At 65.6% G+C, this 23781-nt stretch carries 20 protein-coding genes; 15 read left to right on the top strand and 5 right to left on the bottom strand.

The window, feature by feature from the left end:
* Nucleotides 1–21: 21 nt before the first annotated feature.
* A complete protein-coding gene (locus AC3WUM_RS05005) occupies nucleotides 22–1755 on the top strand; it encodes an FAD-dependent oxidoreductase (RefSeq protein WP_492409096.1) in 1734 nt (577 codons plus the stop codon).
* A gap of 94 nt (nucleotides 1756–1849) precedes the next feature.
* Entirely contained in the window at nucleotides 1850–2353 is a 504-nt protein-coding gene (locus AC3WUM_RS05000) for a nuclear transport factor 2 family protein (protein ID WP_492409095.1), read from the top strand.
* A gap of 81 nt (nucleotides 2354–2434) precedes the next feature.
* On the opposite strand, the gene AC3WUM_RS04995 is transcribed toward AC3WUM_RS05000, so the two are convergent.
* Both AC3WUM_RS04995 and AC3WUM_RS04990 read right to left on the bottom strand, forming a co-directional pair.
* Nucleotides 2435–5914 carry an indolepyruvate ferredoxin oxidoreductase family protein gene (locus AC3WUM_RS04995; RefSeq protein ID WP_492409094.1) on the bottom strand — a complete coding sequence of 1160 codons (3480 nt, stop codon included), beginning with the start codon at nucleotides 5912–5914 and terminating at the stop codon, nucleotides 2435–2437.
* A gap of 24 nt (nucleotides 5915–5938) precedes the next feature.
* Entirely contained in the window at nucleotides 5939–6415 is a 477-nt protein-coding gene (locus tag AC3WUM_RS04990; protein WP_492409093.1) for a VOC family protein, read from the bottom strand.
* A 272-nt stretch (nucleotides 6416–6687) separates the two neighbouring features.
* On the opposite strand from AC3WUM_RS04990, the gene AC3WUM_RS04985 reads away from it, so the two are divergent.
* From AC3WUM_RS04985 to AC3WUM_RS04940, 10 genes are all read left to right on the top strand, one after another.
* Entirely contained in the window at nucleotides 6688–7704 is a 1017-nt protein-coding gene (locus AC3WUM_RS04985; protein WP_492409092.1) for an alpha/beta hydrolase, read from the top strand.
* 32 nt (nucleotides 7705–7736) lie between these two features.
* Nucleotides 7737–9926, top strand: a complete 2190-nt coding sequence (locus AC3WUM_RS04980; RefSeq protein ID WP_492409091.1) for an oxidoreductase — start codon at nucleotides 7737–7739, stop codon at nucleotides 9924–9926.
* A 153-nt stretch (nucleotides 9927–10079) separates the two neighbouring features.
* Nucleotides 10080–11372, top strand: coding sequence for an amidohydrolase family protein (locus tag AC3WUM_RS04975; RefSeq protein ID WP_492409090.1), 1293 nt, complete (start codon nucleotides 10080–10082; stop codon nucleotides 11370–11372).
* Nucleotides 11373–11401: 29 nt separating this feature from the next.
* Nucleotides 11402–12814, top strand: coding sequence for an aromatic ring-hydroxylating oxygenase subunit alpha (locus AC3WUM_RS04970; RefSeq protein ID WP_492409089.1), 1413 nt, complete (start codon nucleotides 11402–11404; stop codon nucleotides 12812–12814).
* Between the two features lie 58 nt (nucleotides 12815–12872).
* Entirely contained in the window at nucleotides 12873–13184 is a 312-nt protein-coding gene (locus AC3WUM_RS04965; RefSeq protein WP_492409088.1) for a Rieske (2Fe-2S) protein, read from the top strand.
* A gap of 114 nt (nucleotides 13185–13298) precedes the next feature.
* Nucleotides 13299–14492, top strand: coding sequence for an FAS1-like dehydratase domain-containing protein (locus AC3WUM_RS04960; RefSeq protein WP_492409087.1), 1194 nt, complete (start codon nucleotides 13299–13301; stop codon nucleotides 14490–14492).
* 10 nt (nucleotides 14493–14502) lie between these two features.
* The gene (locus AC3WUM_RS04955) at nucleotides 14503–16221 is read left to right on the top strand and encodes a class I adenylate-forming enzyme family protein (RefSeq protein ID WP_492409086.1); all 1719 of its coding nucleotides are present in this window, start codon (nucleotides 14503–14505) and stop codon (nucleotides 16219–16221) included.
* Between the two features lie 200 nt (nucleotides 16222–16421).
* The gene (locus AC3WUM_RS04950) at nucleotides 16422–17213 is read left to right on the top strand and encodes an SDR family NAD(P)-dependent oxidoreductase (protein WP_492409085.1); all 792 of its coding nucleotides are present in this window, start codon (nucleotides 16422–16424) and stop codon (nucleotides 17211–17213) included.
* 145 nt (nucleotides 17214–17358) lie between these two features.
* The gene (locus AC3WUM_RS04945) at nucleotides 17359–17736 is read left to right on the top strand and encodes a hypothetical protein (protein ID WP_492409084.1); all 378 of its coding nucleotides are present in this window, start codon (nucleotides 17359–17361) and stop codon (nucleotides 17734–17736) included.
* Between the two features lie 10 nt (nucleotides 17737–17746).
* Nucleotides 17747–18418 carry an START domain-containing protein gene (locus tag AC3WUM_RS04940; RefSeq protein WP_492409083.1) on the top strand — a complete coding sequence of 224 codons (672 nt, stop codon included), beginning with the start codon at nucleotides 17747–17749 and terminating at the stop codon, nucleotides 18416–18418.
* 93 nt (nucleotides 18419–18511) lie between these two features.
* On the opposite strand, the gene acuI is transcribed toward AC3WUM_RS04940, so the two are convergent.
* On the bottom strand, nucleotides 18512–19495 hold the full coding sequence (gene acuI / locus AC3WUM_RS04935; protein ID WP_492409082.1) for an acrylyl-CoA reductase (NADPH): 984 nt from the start codon (nucleotides 19493–19495) through the stop codon (nucleotides 18512–18514).
* Between the two features lie 293 nt (nucleotides 19496–19788).
* Between acuI and AC3WUM_RS04930 the strand changes: the two genes are divergently transcribed.
* From AC3WUM_RS04930 to AC3WUM_RS04920, 3 genes are all read left to right on the top strand, one after another.
* The gene (locus AC3WUM_RS04930; protein WP_492409081.1) at nucleotides 19789–20502 is read left to right on the top strand and encodes a TetR/AcrR family transcriptional regulator; all 714 of its coding nucleotides are present in this window, start codon (nucleotides 19789–19791) and stop codon (nucleotides 20500–20502) included.
* Between the two features lie 200 nt (nucleotides 20503–20702).
* Nucleotides 20703–21449, top strand: coding sequence for an SDR family NAD(P)-dependent oxidoreductase (locus AC3WUM_RS04925; RefSeq protein WP_492409080.1), 747 nt, complete (start codon nucleotides 20703–20705; stop codon nucleotides 21447–21449).
* A gap of 76 nt (nucleotides 21450–21525) precedes the next feature.
* The gene (locus tag AC3WUM_RS04920) at nucleotides 21526–22329 is read left to right on the top strand and encodes an enoyl-CoA hydratase/isomerase family protein (protein ID WP_492409079.1); all 804 of its coding nucleotides are present in this window, start codon (nucleotides 21526–21528) and stop codon (nucleotides 22327–22329) included.
* Between the two features lie 7 nt (nucleotides 22330–22336).
* On the opposite strand, the gene pqqE is transcribed toward AC3WUM_RS04920, so the two are convergent.
* Together pqqE and pqqD are read right to left on the bottom strand one after the other, a co-directional pair.
* On the bottom strand, nucleotides 22337–23497 hold the full coding sequence (gene pqqE, locus AC3WUM_RS04915) for a pyrroloquinoline quinone biosynthesis protein PqqE (RefSeq protein ID WP_492409078.1): 1161 nt from the start codon (nucleotides 23495–23497) through the stop codon (nucleotides 22337–22339).
* Entirely contained in the window at nucleotides 23494–23781 is a 288-nt protein-coding gene (gene pqqD / locus AC3WUM_RS04910; RefSeq protein WP_492409077.1) for a pyrroloquinoline quinone biosynthesis peptide chaperone PqqD, read from the bottom strand. Before pqqD ends, pqqE begins: the two co-directional genes overlap by 4 nt.

The following is a 23781-nucleotide window of genomic DNA, read 5'->3' as shown; positions in this document are numbered from 1 at the left end:
TTTTCGTGGAGGAGAACGACGATGAGCAACCCCAATCAGAAGGCCGAGACCTACGACGTGGTCGTGATCGGCTCCGGAGCCGCCGGTGCGATGGCGGCCCTGCGTGCCGCTTCGCTCGGCCTGTCGGTGCTCATCGTCGAGAAGGCGCACAAGTTCGGCGGCACCTCGGCGACCTCGGGCGGCGTGCTCTGGGTGCCGGATCACCAGCTCGCCCCGAACGACGACGATCGCCAGAAGACGATGCAGTATCTCGAGGCCGTGATGCCCGGACCGGTGCAGCGCGACCGGCTGGCCGCCTATCTCGACAATGCGCCCGAGATGGCGCGCTTCATGAAATCGCTCGGCATCCCGATCGGCGTCGCCGCCTGGCCGGACTACTATCCGCATGCGCCGCAGGCGCGCGCCGACCGCTCGCTGATCTGCGACACCTTCGACGGCCGCGAACTCGGCGAGCACTTCCCGCTCATGCGCGAGCAGTACAACCGCTTCAAGGTGTTCGGTCGCTACTCGATGGACGTCATGGAGTTCTTCTCGCTATCGACGCGCGCGAAGGGCTGGGTGATGACCTTCATCAAGATGTTCCTGCGCTACTGGACCGATCGCAGCACGCGCAAGCTCGGCGCACGCGACCGCCGCTTCACGATGGGCGCCGCGCTGATGGGCTGGCTCTACAAGAAAGTGCTCGATCGCAAGGTCGAAATCCGGCTCGACACCAAGCTCGACGAGCTGATCGTCTCGGGTCGCGAAGTCACGGGCGTCATCGTGAGCCATTACGGCCGCCGCTATGAAATTCACGCGCGTCATGGCGTGGTGCTCTGCGCGGGCGGCTTCGAGTGGAACCAGGAGCTGCGCGATCGCTTCTTCCCGGTGCCGGGCCTCACGCGACACAGCAGCTCGCCCGAAGATGCGAATCGCGGCGAGGCGCTGATCGCCGGCATGAAGATAGGCGCAGCGACCGAGCACACCGAAGCCTGCTGGTGGATTCCGACCATGCACACGCCGATGCCGGGCGCCTCGAACTTCGAGGAGATTCACCAGGCGGCGTTCGATGTCGGTCGTCCGCACAGCGTCGCGGTCAATCGCAACGGCCATCGCTTCGTCGATGAGGCTTGCGGCTACGACGACTTCGGCAAGGCGATGGTCGCCGACCAACTCGCCACCGGCGCGAACACACCGTGCTGGCTGATCTTCGATGCGACCTTCCGCGAGAAATTCTCGGCCGGCGGCGTGATGCCGAACCTGCTGACGCCCGACAAGAAGATTCCGCCGGACTGGTGGGATCACTACATCTTCCGCGCCGGCAGCATCGCCGCGCTCGCGGCGAAGATCCAGATTCCGGCCGATGCGCTCGCCGCGACCGTCGCGAACATGAATGCCTACGCCAAGACCGGTGTCGATCCCGAATTCGGTCGCGGCGGCAACGCCTACGACCAGATGTTCGGCGACTGGAACGTCAAGCCGAATCCCTGCCTCGGGCCTATCGACCAGGCGCCGTACTACGCGGTGCCGATCAATCTCGGGGATCTCGGCACCAAGGGCGGACTCAAGGCCGACGCGATGGCGCGCGTGCTCGATGCCTCGGGCCAGCCGATCGGCAGGCTCTACGCGGCCGGCAACAACGCCGGCAGTCCGTTCGGCAACTGCTATCCGGGCGCAGGCGGAACGATCGGGCCGGCCTTGACCTTCGGTTTCGTCGCGGCCAACCACATCGCCGCGACGATCGGCCAGCGGCAGTCCGTCGCGGCGGCGGCCTAGGCCGACGTTTCGCCGGTTGAATCCGGAGCAGCCGGGCGCGCCGCCGTGTCATGCTCGCCCGCAGTCGCAACGGATGGGCGGATACGGAGACTTCATGGCTGAGCTCGAACGCTTGCAGACGCTGGTCGATCGCCAGCAGATCAGCGAGCTGATCTATCGCTACTGCCGCTCGGTCGATCGGCTCGACGTTCCGCTTGGGCATTCGATCTGGCACGAGGACGGCGTCGCCGACTACGGCGCCGACGTCTATCGCGGTGACGGGCGCGGCGTGATCGACCACATCTGCGCCCAGCACCGCCAGCTGCTGCATCACGCGCACCAGGTCACGAACCTGCTGATCGACCTCGATGGCGATCGCGCCGGCAGCGAGGCCTACGTCATGGCTTGTTTGCGCATGCGCCGCGGCGACAAGCTGGTGCAGATGGCGGTCTGGGGACGCTACGTCGATCGCTGGTCAAGGCGCGACGGGCGCTGGGGACTCGATCATCGCCTGGCGATTCGGGATTTCGATGAAGTGCGCGAGGTCATGCCGCTGCAAGAGCACGACCTCGCTCGCCGCGATCGTGGCGATCCTTCGTATCGCGTCATCGGACCCTAGGCGAGCCCACAGGCGCAATCCGCCGTCGCGTATCTCAAGGATCGAAGAAGGTGCCAGCTCGCGCGCTGCGCGCCAGCCGTATTACGCAGCGCGAGCGCGCGGACGCACGGTGGCCTGGTCGAAAGCCGCGAGCAGCTCGGGCAGACGCGCTGCGTAGCGCTCGACCGCCGCGTCCTTCACCGGGCCGTAGCCCGCGATTTCGCTCGCGGCCTTGGCGATCTCGATCGCGGCCGGTAGCTTCGCCTCGTCGATGCGGTCGGCGATGCCGTCGATGAGCTCGCGGTACTCCTCGATCAGCCTGCGCTCCATGCGGCGCTCGGGGAAATAGCCGAACGGATCGAACGGTGTTCCGCGCAGCCGCTTGAACTTCACGAGCAGCTGGAAGGCCCGCATCATCCACGGCCCGAAGCGACGCTTCTTCGGACGGCCCGAGCCATCGCGTCCCGGCAGCATCGGCGGCGCGAGGTTGAACTCCATCTTGAAATCGCCTGAGAACTGCGCGCGCATGCGCTGCATGAACTCGCTCTGCGTGTAGAGCCGCGCGACTTCGTATTCGTCCTTGTAGGCCATCAGGCGAGCTAGCGTGAGCGCGACTTCGCGAACGAAGGCCTCGCTGCCGTTCAATGCACTCAGGCGCTGGCGCAGATCGAGAACGAAGTCGCGATAGCGCTGCGCATAACGCTCGTCCTGATACGCGTTGAGCAGGCGCGTGCGGCTCGCGAGCACGTCGTCGACGCTCTTGAGCGGCACCGGCTCGGCCTTGAGGCCGATCTCGCGCTGCAGGCCTTGCGGATCGTGCGCGGCGACGCGGCCGAGCGCGAAGGTACGCAGATTGCCGTCGACGAAGCTGCCGTTGAGCCGGATCGCCTGTTCGATGGCTGCGATCGACACCGGCAGCAGGCCGCGCTGCGCGGCGTAGCCGAGCATCAGCACGTTGGTGCCGATGCTGTCGCCCGTGAGTTCGGTCGCCAGGCGGCTGCCGGGCAGTTCGAACAACGGCGCGCCGCCGAGCGCGGCGACGACCGCGGCGCGCATGCGCGATTCGCCGAGATCGAGATTCTTGTTGCTCTGGAAATCGCCGGTCGGCGCGATGTCGGTATTGAGGATCGCGCGTGTGTGGCCTGGGCGCAGCGTCTTGAGCACGGGCGCGCCGGAGCCGACGATCATGTCGCAGGCGATCAGCAGGTCGGTCATGCCTTCGGAAAGCCGCGAGCTGTAGATGCCTTTCGGATCGGGACCGATGCGGATATGGCTCGTCACCGCGCCGCCCTTCTGCGCCATGCCGGTCATGTCGAGCACGCTGCAGCCGAGCCCGTCGAGGTGCGCGGCCATGCCGAGCAGGGCGCCGATCGTGAGCACGCCGGTGCCGCCGATGCCGCCGACGAGAATGTTGCAGCCGCGCTCGTCGAGCGCCGCGACGACCGGTTGCGGCAGCGCATCGATGAGCTGCTGCAGGCGCTCGCGATTGCCCGAGGCGCGCACCGCGATCTTCGCGCCCGTGACCGTCACGAACGAAGGGCAGAAGCCCTTCACGCAGCTGTAGTCCTTGTTGCAGGTCGACTGATCGATCTTGCGCTTGCGGCCGAATTCGGTTTCGAGCGGCAGCACGCTGATGCAGTTCGATTGCACCGAGCAGTCGCCGCAGCCTTCGCAGACGTCCGGGTTGATGAAGACGCGCTCGTCGGGCTCGGCCATGTAGCCGCGCTTGCGCCGCCGGCGCTTCTCGGTCGCGCAGGTCTGCTCGTAGACGATCGCCGAAACGCCCTGGAGCTCCCGCAGCTCGCGCTGGATCGCATCGAGCTCGTCGCGATGATGCAGGCTGCTATTCGGTGGCAGCGTCAGGCCTTCGTACTGCGACGGATCGTCGCTGAGCAGCTTGACCGGGCGCGCACCTTCGGACAGCAGCTGCTTGACCATGTCGATCGGCGTGATCTGCTGTTCGACCGGCTGGCCGCCCGTCATCGCGACGGCGTCGTTGTAGAGGACTTTGTAGGTGATGTTGGCCTTGGCCGCGACGGCCGCACGGATCGCGAGCACGCCCGAATGCGAGTAGGTGCCGTCGCCCATGTTCTGGAACACGTGCTGGGTGTCGTCGAGGAAGCGATTGACGCCGACCCACGGCGAGCCTTCGTGTCCCATAGGCACGAACTGCATGGTATTGCGATCCATCACCACGGCAACGAGGCCGTGGCAACCGATGCCGCCGAGGGCGAGCGAGCCGTCCGGAATCCTGGTGCTCGTGTTGTGCGGGCAGCCCGAGCAGAAATACGCGGGACGCAGGCTTCCGCTGCCGAACGTGAGCGCCTGCGTTTCGAGCGCGCGATAAGACTCCAGGCGCGACAGCGTGGTCTCGTCGCGGATGCCGATCTGCTCGAGCAGCGTGACGATCGCGCGGCGCACCTGTGGCACCGTGAGTTCGCCGCTCGCCGGCAGCAGGGCTGCGCCGTGCAGATCCTGCTTGCCGGCGAGCGAGGGCCTCCGGTCGGCCGCGACGCCGTATAGAAAGCGCGCGATCTGGTCTTCCATCACCGGACGCTTTTCCTCGATCACGAGCAGCGTGGTGCTGCCCTGCGCGAATTCGCGCAGGCGCACCGGGTCCATCGGCCAGATCAGGCCGGGTTTGTAGAGCCGGATGCCGAGCTGTTCGCAGCGCGCCTCGTCGAGCCCGAGATCGGACAGCGCCTGGCGCACGTCGAGATAGGCCTTGCCGGCGGTGACGATCGCGAGGTTGCGGCGCGCTCCGTCGAAGATCACGCGATCGATGCCGTTGGCGCGCGCGAACGCGGTCGCGGCGGGCAGGCGATGGTTGACGAGTTCGTTCTCCTCGACGAGCGGCGGCTGGTTCGGCCGCAGGTTCAGGCCGTGCGGCGGCAACACGATGTCGCTCGGCTGCGCGTAAAGGCGATACGGATCGGGCAGCTCGATTTCGCCCGACAGGTCGAGCGTGTCGGTGATGCACTTGAGCGCGACGTAGCAGCCGCTGTAGCGCGACATCTGCCAGCCGAACAGGCCGAATTCGATGATCTCGGCGATCGTGGCCGGATACAGCACCGGCAGCATCGCCGCGATCAGCGTGTGCTCGGACTGATGTGCGCTGTCGGACGATTTGCCGCCATGATCGTCGCCCGCGATCGCGAGAAAGCCGCCGTGTGCCGAGGTGCCTTCGAGGTTGCCGAGCTTGAGCGATTCGCAGGCGCGGTCGACGCCGATGCCCTTGCCGTACCAGAGCCCGAACACGCCGTCGTAGCCGGACTTGCCGTACCACTTGAGCTGCTGGGTGCCGCGAATGGCCGACACCGCGAGCTCTTCATTGAGTCCCGGCACGAAGCGCACGTCGTGCTCGTCGATGAGCTTCTGCGCGCCCCACAGCGCGGAGTCGAACACGCCGAGCGGGGAGCCGCGGTACCCCGAGATGTAGCCCGCGGTCCTGAGCCCGGCGGAACGGTCGCGGCGGGCCTGGTCGAGCGGCAGGCGCACGAGCGCCTGGTTCGACGAGATGAAGACGCGGCCGCCGGATTGAAGGTACTTGTCGTCGAGGGTGGTCGCGGACTTCGTGTTCATCGCTTCTTTGCTTGTCAGCCTGCGTCAGGCCGGAGTCTTCGGCAGCTTGTCCATGCGGAAATCGCAATGCGCCGCGGTCTGCTGCACTTCGATCAGGTTGCCTTCGGGATCACGGCCGTAGATCGACTTCACGTGGCCGACGTCGATCGGGCCCGGCTGGCTGAACGTCATGCCGAGCTGCTTGAGCCGCTCGTATTCGTATTCGATGTCGGTGGCGTCGACGCAGAAGTGCGTATAGCCCTTGTCGTAGGGATTCAGCGGCTTGGTCACGTCGGGCGCCGGCGCGGCGTACTGGAACATCTCGATGTAGCAGCTGCCTGCGCGCAGCATCGCGCCCTTGGCGGCCGAGCCCTGTACGTCGACGATCCTGTCGATGAAGGCGTCCTGCGCCCAGGCGAACGGCTCGCCGACCACTTCGAAGCCGAAAGCCTCGTTGTAGAAGCGGATCATGCGGTCCATGTCCCGGACATGGATGGCGACGTGGTGGATGCCTTTGATCATTGCGTGCTCCCCGGTAGCGCTCGGCGCAGGGTTTTCGTGATGGTTTCAAGCGGGTCGATGGCGAGTCTAGCGAGCGCGAACTCGCTCCCAGGCGCACTGGCCCCGACAGGCAAGCTGGCCTGCGTGGCGGGTCATCTGCCGGGCCGGTGTGCTTTGATGTCTTTTCGAGGCGCCAAATGTGACTTACGCTGCGCCATGCCCGTGCCCAGCCCCAAATCAACACCTCCGTCGTTCAGTGGATATTTCGCGCGTCCGTGGCTATGGATGGCGGCATGAAAGCCCGCCTGATCGAGACGCCCGATCTCACGCCCGCGCTGGACGCCGGGGCCGACGTGGTCTATCGCCAGGTCGAGATCAGCCTGAGGACGCGCGTGATCCTGCGGCTCATGCGGCTGGTCATGAAGCCGCTGCTGTCGCGCATGATCCGCTACGACTACACGCGCATCGCGCGCACGCAGTTGCAGGTCGCGGGCATGAAATGCCCCGATACCGCCGGCCTGCCGCTCGATTACCAGGTGGTCGGCCGCGTGCCCGGGCACGTCGTCGGCTCGCTGTCGAGTCCGCCTGGCCGCAGTCGCCGTCCGGTGGTGCTGTGGATCCACGGCGGTGCGTTCATGCTGCCCGCGGCTCCGGCCATGCATCTGGTGATGGTGGCGCGGCTGTGCAGGCAGCTCGACGCCGACGGTTTCGTTCCCGATTACCGGCTCGCGCCGTTCAATCGTTTTCCGGCCGGGCTCGACGATTGCGAATTCGCCTATGCGGCCTTGCTCGAGCGCGGCTATTCGCCTTCACAGATCGTCATCGGCGGCGACTCGGCCGGCGGCAACCTGGCGCTAGGCCTGCTGCAGCGCATCCGCAAGCGCGGCCTCGGAATGCCGAACTGCGCGGTGCTGGTGTCGCCGGTCACCGAAATGGGCCGCGTGCATTCGCCTCCGTCACGCCATCGCCTGCTCAAGCAAGATCCCTTGCTGCCGGTCGCCGCCTTGCAGCGTGTCGACGAGCTCTATGCGGGCGACTGGGACGCGGCCGATCCGGAACTCTCGCCGCTGTACATGGAGTGCCACGATCTGCCGCCGCTGTTCTTCCTGGCCAGCGACAACGAGGTGCTGATGGACGAAACCCTCATGCTCGCGCGGCGCTGCCGCGAGGCCGGGGTGCAGACCACCTGCCATGTGTGGCCGATCCTGCCGCACGCGTTTCCGTTGTTCGAACATTACTTTCCGGAAGTGCGCCAGGCTCGCGAAGAGATCGCGGCGTTCGCCCAGGCGCACCTGCGCGCAGACCAATAAAAATGACACGAGGCCTCGGGTAGGGGAGCCATATGGCCGTAAAGCAACACGTGCAGGCGACGCTCGCCGGCAAGATCGCGCTCGTCACGGGCGGCAACAGCGGCATCGGCTACTGGACGGCCTTGCAGCTCGGGCTCGCCGGTGCGCGGGTGGTGATCGGCTGCCGCTCGGCGTCGCGTGCGCAGACGGCGATCGAGCAGTTGCAGCAGGCGGCTCCGCAGGCAGCGTTCGAAGTCCTGCCGATCGACCTCGCCGATCTCGAGTCGGTGAAATCGGCCGCCGCGCTGTTCATCGCGCGGTATCCGCGGCTCGACATCCTCTGCAACAACGCCGGCATCGCGCTGACGCCGTTGACGCGCACGGCGCAGGGTTTCGAGTCTCAGTTCGGAGTGAACTTTCTAGGCCATTTCGCGCTGACCGGCGCGCTCATCGAGCTGTTGCGCGCGACCTCGGGCAGCCGCGTGGTGCATGTCTGCAGCCTCGCGCATCGCATCGGGCGCATCGACTTCGGCGACCCCAATTTCGAGCATCGACGCTATTCCGCCTGGCGCGCCTACGGCCAGAGCAAGCTCGCCAACGCGCTATTCATGGCCGAGCTGGATCGCCGCTTCCGGCGCTCGGGCATCGACGCGCTCAGCGTCGGCGCGCACCCGGGCATGTCGGGCACCAACATCGGCAACAGCCTGCCGCTGGTCGGCAATCCACGCTTCCGTGCGCTGGTCGCGCCGCTGGAGCGTCGCGTGCTGAACTCCGCCGAGCAGGCCGCCACCGCGACCGTGCATGCCGCGACCTCGCCGGAGGTCGAAGGCGGCGCCTACATCGGCCCCGATGGCTGGCTCGAAATTCGTGGGGAACCGCAGCCTGCGCGCCTGGCCGCAGCCGCCGTCGACGAACAGGGCGCTGCCCGTCTGTGGCAACTCGCCGAGTCGCTGACCGGCGTGCACTTTCTCGCCGAGCCTAGTGCGTCGTCGTCCGCCCGTCGCACGCGCATGAGCAGACGCACCGCCACCAAGCGCACGCTCAAGTCTCCGCTCAAGTTCCCGCGATCGGGCGACCGGCCGGTCACCATCGGTGACGAGGATCACGGACACCTGGGTTCGAACGAAGTCGAGGCGATCTGGTCGGCCGTCGAGAAGCTCTACGACACCGGCATGCATCCGGCGATCACGCTGGTGCTGCGCCATCGCGGCAAGCGCGTGCTGCATCGTGCCATCGGCCATCTCGATGCGGCGAAGACGCGGCTCGTGCAGCCGGATTCGCCGATCTGCCTGTTCTCGGCGTCGAAGGCGATCTCGGCGATGCTCGTGCACAAGCTCGCCGAAGACGGATCGGTGGGGCTCGACGATCGCGTCGCCAAATACATTCCGGAGTTCGGCTGCCACGGCAAGGAGAACGCCACCGTGCGCCAGCTGCTCGCGCATCGCGGCGGCATTCCGTCGATTCCGATGAAGCATCCCGACCCGGAACTGCTCAAGGACTGGCCGCGCATCATCGAGATGCTGTGCGCCGCCAAGCCGATCGGCATCGGCTTCGAGAAGCAGGCGTATCACGCGATCACCGGTGGTTTCATCCTCGGCGAACTCGTGCAGCGCGTATCGGGGCTGCCGCTCGAAACCGCACTCAAGCGCTGGTTCGCCGAGCCGCTGGGCTGTCGCTATCTGCACTACGGCTTTCCGGCCGAGCAGCGCGATCAGCTCGCCGAAAACCTGCTGACGGGTCCGTTTCCGCGCTGGCCGATCTCGAAGCTCGCCAAGGGCATCCTCGGCCTGCCGTTCGAACAGGTCACGGCCATCTCCAATACGCCGATCTTCTACGATTCGCTGATTCCGTCGGCCAATCTGTACGCGAGCGCGGACGACGCCGGGCGATTCTTCGAGATGCTGTTGCGCGGTGGCGAGTTCGAAGGCCGGCGCATCCTCAAGCGCCAGACCATCGTCGAAGCGACCAAGCCGATCGGCGATCGCCAGTTCGACGGCACGCTGTTCATTCCGCTGCGCTTCTCGGCCGGCTTCATGCTCGGCGAAAAGGACATCGGCCTCTACGGCCGCGCCTCGCCGCGCGCCTTCGGCCACATCGGCTTCATGAACATCCTCTGCTGGGCCGATCCGCAGCGCGATATCTCGGTGTCGCTGCTCAACACCGGCAAGAACATTTCGCCGAGCGCGCTGGGCCGCCTGCTCGGCTTCATCGACCTGGTTTCGCGCGTCACGTCGGGGCGCTGAAAGACTGCTTTAAACGTGCACAGTCAAGTTCTGTAGAGCACTGGCACCAGCAGGCAATTTGGTCTGCCGACAGGGTCATCCGAGCCCTTCGGACCCGCCTGCATAATCCTCGAACCTATGTCCGCGACAGCGGAATCGGCCGAGGAGAAAACCATGAACAGAGTTCTGATCGCTGGCGCACGCGTGTGGGACGCCTCGGGCGCGGCGCCTTTCGAAGGTGACGTGCTGATCGAAGGCAATCGCATTCGCGCCGTGCAGCGTGGACGCGGCCAGCTGGCCACCGCGGGCTGCCAGGTCATCGAAGCCAACGGGCGCTTCCTGATGCCCGGCATGACCGAAGGCCACGCGCATCTGTCGTTCGAATCGGTGACCTCGACCGAAGACCTCATCACGCCGTCGCCCGAGGCGCACACGCTGCTCACCGCGCGCGTCGCCAAGGTGCTGCTCGATCACGGTTTCACAAGCGCATGGGGCGCTTCCGAAGCCAAGCTGCGCCTCGGCGTGGCGGTGCGCGACGCCGTCAACGCCGGCCTGCTGCCCGGGCCGCGCATTCGTGCGGGCTCGCTCGAGATTTCGGTCACCGGCGCGATGGGCGACGAAAGCAGGGAACACAACCCGCGCAGGGGCCCGTCGATCATCGTCGACGGCCCCGAAGAGATGCGCAAAGCCGTGCGCCTGTCCTGCCGCGAAGGCTGCGACAACATCAAGCTCGATGTCTCGGGCGATCCGTTCTATCCGAACACGCCGGCGCACACGACGCCGATGTCCTTCGAAGAGATCAAGATGGCGGTTGATACCGCGCACGCCTACGGTCGCAAGGTCAACGCGCACACGCGCTCGATCGGCGGCACCAAGGCCTGCCTCAAGGCCGGCGTCGACATGCTCTATCACTGCGAATATTCCGACGAGGAAACGCTAGACCTGTTCGAGCAGTACAAGGATCGCGTGTTCGTCGCGCCGACCGTGAGCCTGTTCCACAGCATCGTCAACAACGAGGCGGCGCCGAATGGCCTGACGGCCGAGATCGGCGGCTACATGGGCATCGACGCGCTGCTCGAAGCTTCGGTGAAGACGCATACCGCACTGCGCAAGCGCGGCGTTCGCCACCTGATCGGCGGTGACTACGGCTTCGCCTGGAGCAAGAACGGAACCAACGCGCGCGACATCCGGTTCTTCGTCGACTACTACGGCTACACGCCGGCCGAAGCGCTGGCCTGCGCGACGCGCAACGGCGGGCTCGCGATGGGCTCGGCCGTCGGCGAACGCCTGGGCGAAATCAAGGAAGGCCACCTGGCCGATCTGCTGCTCGTCGACGGCGATCCGCTGGCCGATTTGTCGGTGCTGCTCGATGCGAACCGCATCGAGCTGATCATGAAGGACGGCGCGCTCTACAAGAACCTGCTCGATGCCGAACGCGGTTCCGCGCAACAGCGCGCCGCCGCCTGAAGCTGCATTCAAAGATTGCGAGAACACGCATGAACGAAACCGTCATCAAGCTCAAAGACCTGCCCAAGGGCGCGGCGCGCTGCCCGGGCGCACCGAGCACGCAGGACATCATCGCGGCCGACAAGGTGCCGGCGCCCGGCTGGGTGCGCTCGGAGTCGTACCAGTTCCTCGGCGACGAGGACATCTCCAAGGACCGCTACATCGATCCCGAATACGCCAGGCGCGAGTTCGAGGATCTGTGGACCAGGACCTGGCAGTTCGCCTGCCGCGAAGAGCACATTCCGAACGTCGGCGACTACCACGTCTACGACATCGGCCCGTACTCCTTCATCATCACGCGCGTCACCGAGAACGAGATTCGCGGCTACTACAACGCCTGCCTGCATCGCGGAACCAAGCTGCGTGCATCGGGAACCGAGGGCAGCACGGACGAGTTCAAGTGCAGCTTCCACGGCTGGACCTGGAACCTCGACGGCTCGCACCAGAAGACCGTCTGCGAATGGGATTTTCCGCACGTCGATCCGAAGAAGTTCGCGCTGCCGCAGGTGCGCGTCGAGCGCATGTGGGGCTTCGTGTTCATCAACATGGACCCGAATGCGCCGTCGTTCGCGGATTACATCGGCGCCGAGGCGAAATCGCATTTCGACGCCTGGAAGCTCGAAGACCGCTACATCTACCTGCACGTGACCAAGCGCCTGCCGTGCAACTGGAAGCTTGCGATCGACGCGTTTCTCGAGGCCTACCACGTCATCGAGACGCATCCGCAGGTGGCGATCTCGAACGCCGACGCGAACTCGCAGTACGACATCTACGGCGAGCACGTGAATCGCTTCATCTCGCTGCTCGGCGTACTGAGCCCGCATCTGACCGGCCAGTACAGCGAGCAGGACATCTTCGATCAGTTCACCATCGGCGACGCGAGTTCGATGGGCGGCGCGGCCAAGCCCAAGCTGCCCGACGGCAGCACCGCGCGCGCCGCGATGGCGGTGATGTTCCGCGGCATGTTCGAGAAGGCCACGGGCCTGGATCTGAGCAAGGTTTCGGATTCCGAACTGCTCGACGCCTTCTCGTACACGGTGTTCCCGAACGTGTTCCTGTGGCCCGGCATTTCGCTGCCGCTGGTCTACCGCTTCCGGCCCGATCCGAAGGATCACCGCAAGTGCCTCTACGAAGTGTTCTTCATGCGCCAGGTGCCGCCCGGCGGCGTGCGCCCGATGCCGGCCGAGCCGATCCACCTGGCCGATCACCAGTCCTTCTGCGAAGCCGAGGGCATGGACCCGGGCTTCGGCAAGATTCTCGATCAGGACACCGACAATGTCGGCCTGCAGCAGGAAGGCCTGGAGGCGAGTGCCAAGAGCGGGCTCACGCTCGGCAATTACCAGGAAATCCGCATCCGCCACTTCCAGAAGGCGGTCGATAAGTACATGAAGAAATCGGCATGAAGCAGTCATGACCCATCTCACGGTCGACTGTCCGCACCCTTCCAATCAAGAGACGCGAGTGACCCGCACTTTCACGCGTGTACTGCCGGCTGCGGAGCTGCCGCCGAACAGCAAGAAGCCCGTCGTCGTCGAAGGCAAGGCGCTGTTGCTCTGCAATGCGGCCGGCAAGCTCTACGCGATCGCCAACCAGTGTTCGCACAACGACAAGCCGCTCGAGCGCGGGCGCATCGGCAACGGCTGGATCGCCTGTCCGACGCATGGCGCGCGCTTCGATCTGGCCACCGGCAAGGCGCTGTGCCTGCCGGCGACGCAGCCGATCGTCACTTTCGAGCTGCGCGTGGTCGACGACTGGATCGAAGTCGCGCTCTGAGCCTGCGTCGCGCGTGCGCCAAATGTCGAAGCGGCGGCACTAGATGGCGGGATGCGGTTCGAGGCCGCAAGATAGGATCGGTCATTCCTGTTCGAAAGCCTTGGAGAATCGCGGATGTCCGCTACGCCGGCACAGTCAAGCGAAGTGAAACTGGACATGAGCGATGTCGACCGCTGGGTCGGCAAGCCGGTGATCTTCGCGGAACTCTGGGATCCGTGTAACGAAACCGATATCCGTCGCTGGGTGATGGCGATGGATTATCCGAATCCGATCCACTGGGATCATGACTTCGCGCAGCAATCGAAGTTCGGCGGCCTGATCGCGCCGCAGTCGTTCGCGGTGGCGATGGATTACGGCCACGGCTGCCATCCGGCCTGCCTCGGCAAGATTCCGGGTTCGCACCTGATCTTCGGTGGCGAGGAATGGTGGTTCTTCGGCGCTCCGGTGCGTCCGGGCGACAAGTTGTTCCAGAAGCGCCGCTTCGACGGCTACGACGTCAAGGACACCAGCTTCGCGGGCCCGACCGTGTTCACGCGCGGCGATACCGAGCACCGCAACCAGAACGGCGTGCTCGTCGCGCGCGAGCGTGCGACCGCGATACGCTATCTGGTCGAAGAGGCCAACAAGCGCAAGGTCTACGGCGCAGAGAAGGCCACGCCCAAGCGCTGGGACAAGCAGGAGCTCGCCGAGATCCACAAGATCCGCTACGACTGGATCCTGTCGAATCGCGAAGGCAAGTCGCCGCTGTTTTCCGAAGTGAAGGTCGGCACCAAGCTGCCGCGCCGTGTGATCGGCCCGCATTCGATCGCGACCTTCGTGACCGAGTATCGCGCGTTCCGCCAGAACATCTGGGGAACCTGGCGCTGGAACGTGCCCGAAGGCGTCTACGATCCGGCCAAGGAAGACGCCGGCTTCGCCAAGGACATGACCTACGATCACGACGCGCGCAAGATCGATCCGCGCCAGGGCGATGGCCTCTACTACGGCCCTTCGAGCGGTCACGTGAATCTCGAAAAGGCGTCGAACATCGGCATGGGCGGCATGTACGGCTACGGCGCGTCGATGAACGCCTGGCAGGTCGATTACATCGCTTACTGGGCCGGACACGACGGCTTCGTCTGGCACTCGCAGACGCAGTTCCGCAGCCCGGCGTTCGAAGGCGACGTGACCTTCATCGAAGGCGAAGTCGTCGACAAGATCGAGCGCTCGCCCTATGGCTGCCCGGTGGTCGTCGTGCAGGTGAAGATGACGACGCAAACCGGCGAGACGATCCTCAAGGGCACGGCCGAAGTGCAGCTTCCGGTCTGAGCACGATCGCATGAGCCACGCGCCGTATTCCGCGCTGTCGATCGTTCGCGGCATCGCCCTCGGCGAAGAACCCGGCATGGGGCCGCTGTCGATGCCGGGCTATCTGCGCGAAGTCTGCTCGCGCCACGGCGATGCCGAGGCGCTCGTCATGCATGGCCCGAACGGCATCGAACGCTGGTCCTACGCGACGCTCTGGAGCCAGTCGGTCGAAGTCGCCAAGGCGCTCATGGCCAGCGGTATCGGCAAGGACAGCCGCGTCGGCATCCTGATGACGAACCGGCCCGAATATCTGTCGGCGCTGTTCGGTATCGCGATGGCGGGCGGTGTTTCGGTGGGCCTGAGCACCTTCTCGACGCCGGCCGAGCTTGAGCAACTGCTCGCGATCTCGGGCGTCTCGGTGCTGCTGTTCGATGGCCGCGTGCTCAAGAAGGATTTCGGCGCGATGCTCGCCGAACTCGAACCGCGGATCGTCCCGGCGAGCGCCGGGCAGCTCGGCTCGCCGAAGTTCCCGTTCCTGCGCCGGCTCGTGCGCCTGCCTTCGGTCACCGGGCCGGCGTCCGCCGATGAATTTCAGGCGGCCGCGATCGAGTCGTGGAGCAACTTCCTCGATGGCGGCGCCGGCATCGCCGATGCGATCGTCGAGGCGCGTGCCGCGACCGTCGCGCCATCCGACGCCGGCGGCCTGTTCTTCTCGTCGGGCACCACGAGCCTGCCGAAAGGCATCCTGCATGCGCAGCGCTCGTTCGCGATTCAATGGTGGCGCTGGCCGCGCGTGATGTCGGTCAAAGGCGCGGTGCGCAGCTGGACCGGCAATGGCTTCTTCTGGTCGGCCAACGTCACGATGATCGTCGGCGTGGCCTTGTCGACCGGCGGCGCGGTGGTGCTGCAGCCGTACTTCGAGCCCGACAAGACGCTCGAGCTGATTGAAAGCGAGCGTGTGAGTTTCCTGTCGGGACGTCCGCATCAATGGGCGCGCCTGCAGGAGTCGCCGAAGTGGGCGCATGCGGATCTTTCGAGCCTGCGCTACGTGACGAACGCGGAGCTCATGCAGACGCATCCGACCGTCAGGCTCGCCGACTGGCACCTGCCGATGACCTTCGGTACCACCGAGACGATGACGGCCGCGACCTCTTATTCGGCCGATACCCCGCTCGAACAATATGCGGGCAGCGCGGGCGTTCCGCTGCCCGGCAATGTTCTGAAGATCATCGATCCCGATACGGGAGCCGTGGTTCCACGCGGCAGCCGCGGCGAGATCTGCCTCAAGGGGCCGACGCTGATGCTCGGCTACATCGGCAAGGGCGTCGAGGAAGCCTTCGACGAAGACGGCTACTACCGCACCGGCGACGGCGGCTACGTCGACGACATCGGCCGCCTGTACTGGGAAGGGCGGCTCACCGAGATCATCAAGACCGGCGGTGCGAACGTGTCGCCGCTCGAGATCGACGCGGTGCTCGCGCTGTATCCGGGCGTACGCCGCGTGCAGACCGTCGGCGTTCCGCATGCGACGCTCAGCGAGATGGTGGTGTCCTGCGTGGTCGCGCAGGACGGCGTCACGCTCGACGCGGCCGCCATCACCGCGTTCGCCAAGGACAGGCTCGCGAGCTTCAAGGTGCCCAAGGCCGTGCTGTTCTTCGCCGATGACGAAGTCGCGGTGACGGGCAACGGCAAGGTCAAGTCCAAGGAGCTGCGCGAACTCGCGCAGAAGCGCTTGATCGCCGCTGCCTGAAGCTCCAAATCCCGGGCTGCGCTAGCGATGCGACCGGCGCGCGTCCAGGCGGCTTCGCCGGGCTCGAAGGCCCTGTTTCGTGTGAGTGGTCCAAGTCGGACAACGCTGATGCCTGCTGCCGCAATGCAGCGCTTCCACGACATCCTGCATGGGTTCACGGACATAAGATCGCGCATTCCTTTAGGCGGCGAGATCAAGAAATGAAGGCAGCACAGAAACCCGTTGCGATCGTCACCGGCGCGAGCGCCGGTATCGGCGAGGCGATCGCGCAGCGCTTGGTCAAAGGCGGCTTCAGCGTGGTGGCGGTCGCACGCAGGCCCGACAAGCTCGCGGAACTCGAGCAGCGCCTGTCCGCGGCCGGAGGCCAGGTGCGCGTGCTCGCCACCGACGTCACTGCCGCCGATGCGCCCGCGCGTGCGGTCGCGCTCGCGGTGAACGAATTCGGCCGGCTCGATTGCCTCGTCAATAACGCGGGCTCGGGCCGCTGGGCTCCGCATCGCGAGACCGACGACGCGATGATGAACGAGGTCATCGACGTGAGCCTGAAGGCCCCGTTCCGCTTCGCACGTGAGGCGCTCGGCGTGATGAAGGCCGGTTCTTCGATCATCATGGTCGGTTCGGTCTACGGCGTCGTCGGCGGGCTCAACGGCGGCATCTACTGCGCGGTGAAGGCCGGATTGATCGGCATGACGCAGGCGCTCGCCGTGCAGTACGGGGCGAGCGGCATTCGTGCGAACGTCGTCGCCCCTGGCGTGATCAAGACCGACATGACGCGCGATTTCTGGGACACCGAGGGTTTCCAGCGCACCAATCACGAAATGACGCCGTTCGATCGTGACGGCACCGTCGAAGACGTCGCCAACGCGGTGCATTTCCTCGCGTCCAGCGAAGGCAGCTACATCAACGGCCAGACGCTCGCGCTCGACGGCGGCTGGTCGACGACCAAGTTCCTGAGCTACGAAGCGCTCGTCGCCAAGCGGCTGCCGGCTTGATCCGGCCGCGGCTGCATTCGTTCCCGATTGAGCTGGCGCTGCCGGCCCGGTGTTCTTTAGCCGCGCTCGACGCGGCCCGTTCTTCTTGACCTGCCACCTCATTTGATGTCACAACTGTGACATTAAAATTCTCGAAACTTCTCCTGTGACGATGCCGGCCAGCAGTGCTGTCTATTACGATCCGTACGGCAGGAAGAGCGCCAGGCCTGCGCCGCCCGCCGAGGCCACGATCGACGGCACCTGGACCGTGACGATCAAAGGCCCGACCGGGCCGATGGCGACGACGCTGGAACTCAGCCTCGCCAACGGTACCCTGAGCGGCGTGCAGAGCGGGCAGGGCATGAGTTCTCCGCTCCTCGATGCCAAGTACGCGGGCGGCAAGATTTGGTGGATCGACCAGATCACCAGGCCGATGGAACTGAAAGTCGAATTCTCCGGAGCGGTCGAAGGCAACACGATGACCGGCAAGGCCAAGGCCGGATTCATGGGCTCGTTCATTTCCCGGTCTCTACTTATTCGATAAGGATGTCGGTATGCGCAAACTTCGCTGGTTGATGCCTTCGCTGCTGTTCGCCGTGCTGCCTTCGCTGGCACCGGCGGCGCAAGCGGACTGGAAGCTCGAAAAGGACAAGGACGGCATCCAGGTCTACACGCGGGCGGTCGAAGGCTGGAGCATTCACGAGATTCGCGGGGTGACCTACGTCCCGGCGAAGCTTTCGAGCGTCGTCGCGGTGATCAACGACATCGCGGCCCAGGGCGAACTCAATGAGTACGTCGCAGAGGCCACGGTGCAGAACCGCGAAAGCGACGCGCGATATCAGATCTATGCGCTGACCAAGATGCCCTGGCCGGTCAGCAATCGCGACATCGTCAATCAGCGCAGCATCTCGCAGGACCCGTCCAGCCTCGTCGTGACGATCACCGACACCGCGGTCGACAAGGCCTCGCCGCCGCCCAGGAACGGCGTGGTGCGCATCGTCAAGTCCAAGCAGGTCTGGACCCTGGTGCCCGATGCCAAGGGCGGCGTGAACGCCCAGATGCAGCTGCTCTCCGATCCCAACGGGCCGATTCCGGCCTCGCTGATCAACTCGATGTCGATCAGCACGCCGTTCAAGACGCTCGGCAAGCTCAAGGCGCTCGCGCAGAAGCCGCAGTACGCGAGCGCCAGGTCGGCCTTCATCAAGGAGCCGGCCGCGGCCCAGTAGCGGCCGGTCCGCGGAAACGAAAAAGGCGGGCCGCGATCGCGAGCCCGCCTTTTTTCGTGCGGCGCCGTTGCCGGCGCCGCGGTGTCTCGAAACTCAGCCGTTCACATCGACCACGACACGGCCGCGAATCTTGCCCGAGACGATGTCCTCGCCCGCCTGCACGGCGCCACTGAGGCCGACGAGTGTGCTGATCGATTCGAGCGCCTTGCCGTCGAGATCGCGAGCCAGGCGCTGCCAGGCGGTCTGGCGAAGCGCGATCGGCGCCATCACCGAGTCGATGCCGAGCAGCGAGACGCCGCGCAGGATGAACGGGGCGACCGAGGCCGGGAAGTCCATGCCCTGGGCGAGGCCGCAGGCGGTGACGACACCGCCGTAGCGGGTCTGCGCGGCCGCGTTGGCGAGCGTGTGGCTACCGACGGCGTCGACGACACCGGCCCAGCGCTCCTTCTGCAGCGGCTTGCCGGGAGCCGACAGCGTGTTGCGATCGATGATGTCGGCAGCGCCGAGCGACTTGAGATAGTCGGCCTCGCTGGCCTTGCCCGACGAGGCGACGACCTTGTAGCCGGCCTTGGCGAGCAGGGCGATCGCCACGCTGCCGACGCCGCCGGTCGCGCCGGTGACGAGGATTTCGCCCGCCTCGGGCTTCACGCCGGCCTTTTCGAGCGCGTTGACGCAGAGCGCGGCCGTGTAGCCGGCGGTGCCGATGGCCATGGCCTGCTTCGCGGTGAATGCGGACGGCAGCGCGATGAGCCACTCGGCCTTCACGCGGGCCTTCTGCGCCAGACCGCCCCAATGGCCTTCGCCGACGCCCCAACCGTTGAGCACGACGCGGTCGCCGGCCTTCCACTGATCGCTCGTGCTCGACTCGACCACGCCGGCGAAGTCGATGCCCGGCACCATCGGGAACTTGCGGACCACGGGCGACTTGCCGGTGATCGCGAGGCCGTCCTTGTAGTTGATCGTCGAGTATTCGACCTTCACGGTCACCGCGGCTTCGGGCAGCTGCGATTCGTCGATGTCGGTGATGGAGACGGACTGCGCGGTCTCGTTCTTGTTGATCAGCAGAGCTTTGAACATACGTTTCCTGTAGACACCGAGGTTGGGGATGGGTGGCCAGCGAACGGGCTGTCGTGAGCCGTGGATTCTATAATAAACAGCTGTGTTGGTTTTGGCCTTCGTCTCCAGCCGGGCTTTTCCCCGGCCGCGATCGCGTGGCGGCGACCTCGCCAGTGCCCGAGCATACCGGCCGGCGTGTGGCCCTGAACAGCCGGCCCCTCGACCGCCGCAATCCGGCGGTCGCACCGATGGCGGATGTTAGTTTTGTGAATATCGGCTAGCATTTGCCAGTTATTCTCGGGCTGGGGACGGACTTGAAGAGGGAAAAGGCAGAGGGCACCAAGCCGCGTCGGCGCCGCGATCCGGATGGAACGCGTGCGGCCATTCTCGAGGCGGCCGGGGCGCTGCTCGCGAAAGACGGTCCGGAAGGGCTCAGCGTTTCGCAAGTCGCGCAGCTCGCCAAGGTCAACCGCGGCACTGCCTACCAGCATTTCCAGACCCGCGAGCAGCTGCTCGAAGCCACCACCGGCTGGGTCAGCGAACAGCTCGTCGAGGCGGTGTTCGGCAATGCCGCCATCGGCACTTCGGTCGAGCACATCGACCCGCAGGGCGTCATCGATCACATGGTCGATTTCGCGATGCGCAATCCCGAACTCGGCCGCGCCTGGCTGTTCCAGCTGCTGAGCTCGCCGCACCCGGCCAGCGACCCGTTCTGGAAGCACTACCGCCAGCGCTTCCAGAAGTTCGCCAAATCCGACTCGGCCCAGGCCGGCATCGACGTCGACGTGCACACCGTGCTGATGCTCGTCGGCACCTTCCTGTGGCCAGTCTGGGCGCGTGCGCACACGCGCACGGCCAAGGAGCGCGATCTCATGGCCAAGCGCTACTCGTCGGAAGTGCTGCGTCTGAGCCTCTACGGCAACATGCGCCCGGATCACTACCCGGAGCTCGCCGCCACGCTGACGAAGAAGCCGGCCAAGGCTGCCAAGAAAGCCGCGACGACCAAGACTCGAGCCGCCAAGCCGTAATGCGAAACGAGCAGGAAAAAGCCCGCCATCCGGCGGGCTTTTTTCGTTGTGTCTGCCTGCGGCCTCGTCGGCGCTCTTATCAACACTACTGTTGATAAAAGGCGCCCGCTGTCTTAGCTTTGCCGCCTGGGTCAACGGCCGGCGCCTTCCCGAGCCTGGGCGCACGGCAGCCTGCAAACAACGAAACGAGGAGAACGCAAATGTCTTTCAACGGAAAAGTCGCCATCGTCACGGGCGCCGCATCGGGCATCGGCCTGGCGACCGCCAAGCGTCTGGCGCGCGAGGGTGCGCGCGTGGCGATCTGGGATCTCAATGAAGCCGGAGCCCAGGCCGCCGCGGCCGAGATCAACCAGGCCGGGCAGCAGGCGATCGCGAGCCGGGTCGACGTCTCCAGGCGCGATCAGGTCGACGCCGCCGTGAAGGAAATCCACGCCCGGTTCGGGCCGGTCGGCATTCTCGTCAACAACGCGGGCATGACGCTGTTCCGGAATTTCATGGAAATGGACGAAGAGACCTGGGACAAGGTCATGACTGTCAATCTCAAGAGCATGCTGGTCTGCACGCAGGCCGTGCTGCCGGACATGATCGAAGCCAAGTGGGGCCGCGTCGTCAACGTGTCCTCGTCGAGCGCACAGACCGGTTCGGCGCGCATGAGCTGCTACGCGGCGTCGAAGGGCGGCGTGATCGCGTTCACCAAGGCGCTGGCCCAGGAGTTGGCCGCCACCGGCATCACCGTCAACAACGTGCCGCCGGGCTTCGTCGATACGCCGATGCTGCGCGGCAGCGATATCGGCAAGGTGGTCGACCAGGTGGCGGCGGCCTCGCCGATGAAGCGCGCCGGCCAGCCTGAAGACATGGCGGCGGCGATCGCGTTTCTGGCCTCCGAAGATGCCGGCTACATCACCGGGCACACGCTCAGCGTCAACGGTGGCCGCTACTCGAACTGAGCGCTGCACGCTGAAATAGAATCGAACGAACGAGCGCGCAGCGTATTCGAGACTGCAACGCCGACGGAGAAGAACCATGTCCGAAGAAGCGCCGCACCTGCTGACCACCGAGGAAGGGGCGATCCTGATCGTCACGCTCAATCGTCCCGAAAAGCTCAATGCGATCACCGGCCAGATGATGGGCCTGTTCGAAACCGCGCTGCGCCGGTTCCGTGACACGCCCGAGCTCAAGGTGATGCTGATCCGCTCCACCGGCCGCTATTTCTGCTCGGGAGCCGACATGCGCGGCGCCGATCAGGCCCCGGCGCGCACGGCGACGGCGATTCGCGAAAAGCATCGCCTGCAGCTGCACGGCATGCACCGCATCTACGACGAGATGGAGCACATCGAAAAGCCCATCGTCGTCGCGCATCACGGCATGTGCGTCGGCGGCGGCCTCGAAATGTCGCTGTCCTGCGATTTCCGGCTGGCGTCCAGGAGCGCCGGCTATGCGTTTCCGGAAGGCAAGTTCGGCGTGCTGCCGGCCTCGAACGGTGTGAGCCGGCTCGCGCGCATCATCGGCACGCACTGGTCGCGCTACCTGATCATGGCGAACCTGCCCGTCAACGCGGACAAGGCGCTGATCATGGGGCTCGTCCACGAGGTCTATCCGGACGAAACCTTCGGCGATGATGTGATGGCCTTCTGCCGCCACCTCGCGCAGCAGCACGCCGAGCAAATGGGCGCCGCGAAGATCGCGATCGAGCTCGCGCACGACGTCGGTCTCGCGCAGGCTCGCAACGTCGAGCGCATGGCCAACAGCGCGCTGATGCTCAACCCGGAATATCTCGCCGGGATCGAGCGCTACGTGCAGGGCATCGGCAGCAAAGGCAAGAGCTGAGGGCTCTTCAGAACGCCCTGTCGAGCGCGCGTGATTCCTTGGGGCCGCGGAACACCAGCGGCTTCTCGATCACACGCGGCCTGGCCGCCGTTTCGATCGCCTGCTGGATCAGATGATGATGCGCTGACTTGTCGCAGACCGGATCGGCCGCGGCCGGATCCTGCGCGAGCATGAAGGCCTGGCAGCGGCAGCCGCCGTGGTCCTTCTCTTTCTCGGGGCAGCTGCGGCAGGGTTCCTGCATCCAGCCGTCGCCGCGATAGCGGTTGAAGCCCTCCGAGCGATACCAGACGTCCGACAGGCTCATGTCGCGCACGTTCGGAAACGCGAGGCCCGGCAGCATGCGCGCGGTGTGGCACGGCACTGCGGTGCCGTCGGGCGTCACGGTCAGGAACACGTTGCCCCAGCCGTTCATGCACTTCTTGGGCCGCGTCTCGTAGTAGTCCGGCACCACGAACAGCAGCTTCATGCGCTTGCCGAGCCTGTCGCGCCATTGATTCGTGATCGCCTCGGCGCTTTGCAGTTGCTCGCGCGTCGGCATGAGCTGCTCGCGGTTGAGCTGCGCCCAGGCGTAGTACTGCACGTTGGCGAGCTCGAGATAATCCGCATCGAGTTCGACCGCGAGCTCGATGATGCGCTCGACGTGATCGATGTTGAGCCGATGGATCACGCAGTTCATGACCATCGGATAGCCCTGTGACTTGATCAGCTCGGCGGCTTTGCGCTTGAGATCGAAGGTGCGCGTCGACGACAGGAAGTCGTTGACCTCGCGCGTCGAATCCTGGAACGACAGCTGGATGTGATCGAGTCCGGCCTGCTTGAGCGCGACGATGCGCCGCTCGTCGAGCCCGATGCCCGAGGTGATCAGGTTCGTGTAATAGCCGAGCCGGCGCGCTTCGGCGACGAGGATTTCGAGATCCTTGCGCTGCAGCGGCTCGCCACCCGAGAAACCGCACTGCACGGCGCCGAGCGCGCGGCCTTCGCGAAGCACGCGCAGCCAGTCGTCGGTCGACAGCTCGTCTTCGTGGCGCGCGAAATCGACCGGGTTGTAGCAGAACGCGCAATGCAGCGGGCAGCGGTACGTGAGTTCCGCGAGCAGCCAGAACGGCGCGCCGACGTCGGGCCGGCGCTCGACGAGCGTCGCCGCATGGGTTTCCGCGACTGTGCTCACGTCCACTCCACCCAGCGCTGCTGCGCGGCCAGATCGAGGAAGGCGAGCACGTCGTCTGCGAGCCCTTCGGTTTCGAAATCGCGTTCGAGTTCGCCGACCACTGCACCGACGCTGCGCTCACCGTCGCAGCGGCTCAGAATCTGTCCGGCACTCGCGTTGAGCTGCACCATGCCTTCGGGATACAGCAGCACGAAAGCCTGCTGCGCTTCCTCCCATTGCAGGCGAAAGCCGCGCGCGATGCGCGGCGTCTTCTCGAGCATTCCAGCAGCCAGGCCCGCGCCCAT

Source organism: Hydrocarboniphaga sp. FW305-C-57 (assembly GCF_058783045.1).
This window is presented reverse-complemented; position numbering and strand designations above follow the sequence as displayed.

Coding starts and splice junctions, on each gene's coding strand:
- AC3WUM_RS04920 (WP_492409079.1), top strand. CDS start 21,526: ATGTCCGAAGAAGCGCCGCACCTGCTGACCACCGAGGAAGGGGCGATC.
- acuI (WP_492409082.1), bottom strand. CDS start 19,495: ATGTTCAAAGCTCTGCTGATCAACAAGAACGAGACCGCGCAGTCCGTC.
- AC3WUM_RS04950 (WP_492409085.1), top strand. CDS start 16,422: ATGAAGGCAGCACAGAAACCCGTTGCGATCGTCACCGGCGCGAGCGCC.
- AC3WUM_RS04925 (WP_492409080.1), top strand. CDS start 20,703: ATGTCTTTCAACGGAAAAGTCGCCATCGTCACGGGCGCCGCATCGGGC.
- AC3WUM_RS04955 (WP_492409086.1), top strand. CDS start 14,503: ATGAGCCACGCGCCGTATTCCGCGCTGTCGATCGTTCGCGGCATCGCC.
- AC3WUM_RS04975 (WP_492409090.1), top strand. CDS start 10,080: ATGAACAGAGTTCTGATCGCTGGCGCACGCGTGTGGGACGCCTCGGGC.
- AC3WUM_RS04980 (WP_492409091.1), top strand. CDS start 7,737: ATGGCCGTAAAGCAACACGTGCAGGCGACGCTCGCCGGCAAGATCGCG.
- AC3WUM_RS05000 (WP_492409095.1), top strand. CDS start 1,850: ATGGCTGAGCTCGAACGCTTGCAGACGCTGGTCGATCGCCAGCAGATC.
- AC3WUM_RS04990 (WP_492409093.1), bottom strand. CDS start 6,415: ATGATCAAAGGCATCCACCACGTCGCCATCCATGTCCGGGACATGGAC.
- AC3WUM_RS04960 (WP_492409087.1), top strand. CDS start 13,299: ATGTCCGCTACGCCGGCACAGTCAAGCGAAGTGAAACTGGACATGAGC.
- AC3WUM_RS05005 (WP_492409096.1), top strand. CDS start 22: ATGAGCAACCCCAATCAGAAGGCCGAGACCTACGACGTGGTCGTGATC.
- pqqD (WP_492409077.1), bottom strand. CDS start 23,781: ATGGGCGCGGGCCTGGCTGCTGGAATGCTCGAGAAGACGCCGCGCATC.
- AC3WUM_RS04995 (WP_492409094.1), bottom strand. CDS start 5,914: ATGAACACGAAGTCCGCGACCACCCTCGACGACAAGTACCTTCAATCC.
- AC3WUM_RS04985 (WP_492409092.1), top strand. CDS start 6,688: ATGAAAGCCCGCCTGATCGAGACGCCCGATCTCACGCCCGCGCTGGAC.
- AC3WUM_RS04940 (WP_492409083.1), top strand. CDS start 17,747: ATGCGCAAACTTCGCTGGTTGATGCCTTCGCTGCTGTTCGCCGTGCTG.
- AC3WUM_RS04970 (WP_492409089.1), top strand. CDS start 11,402: ATGAACGAAACCGTCATCAAGCTCAAAGACCTGCCCAAGGGCGCGGCG.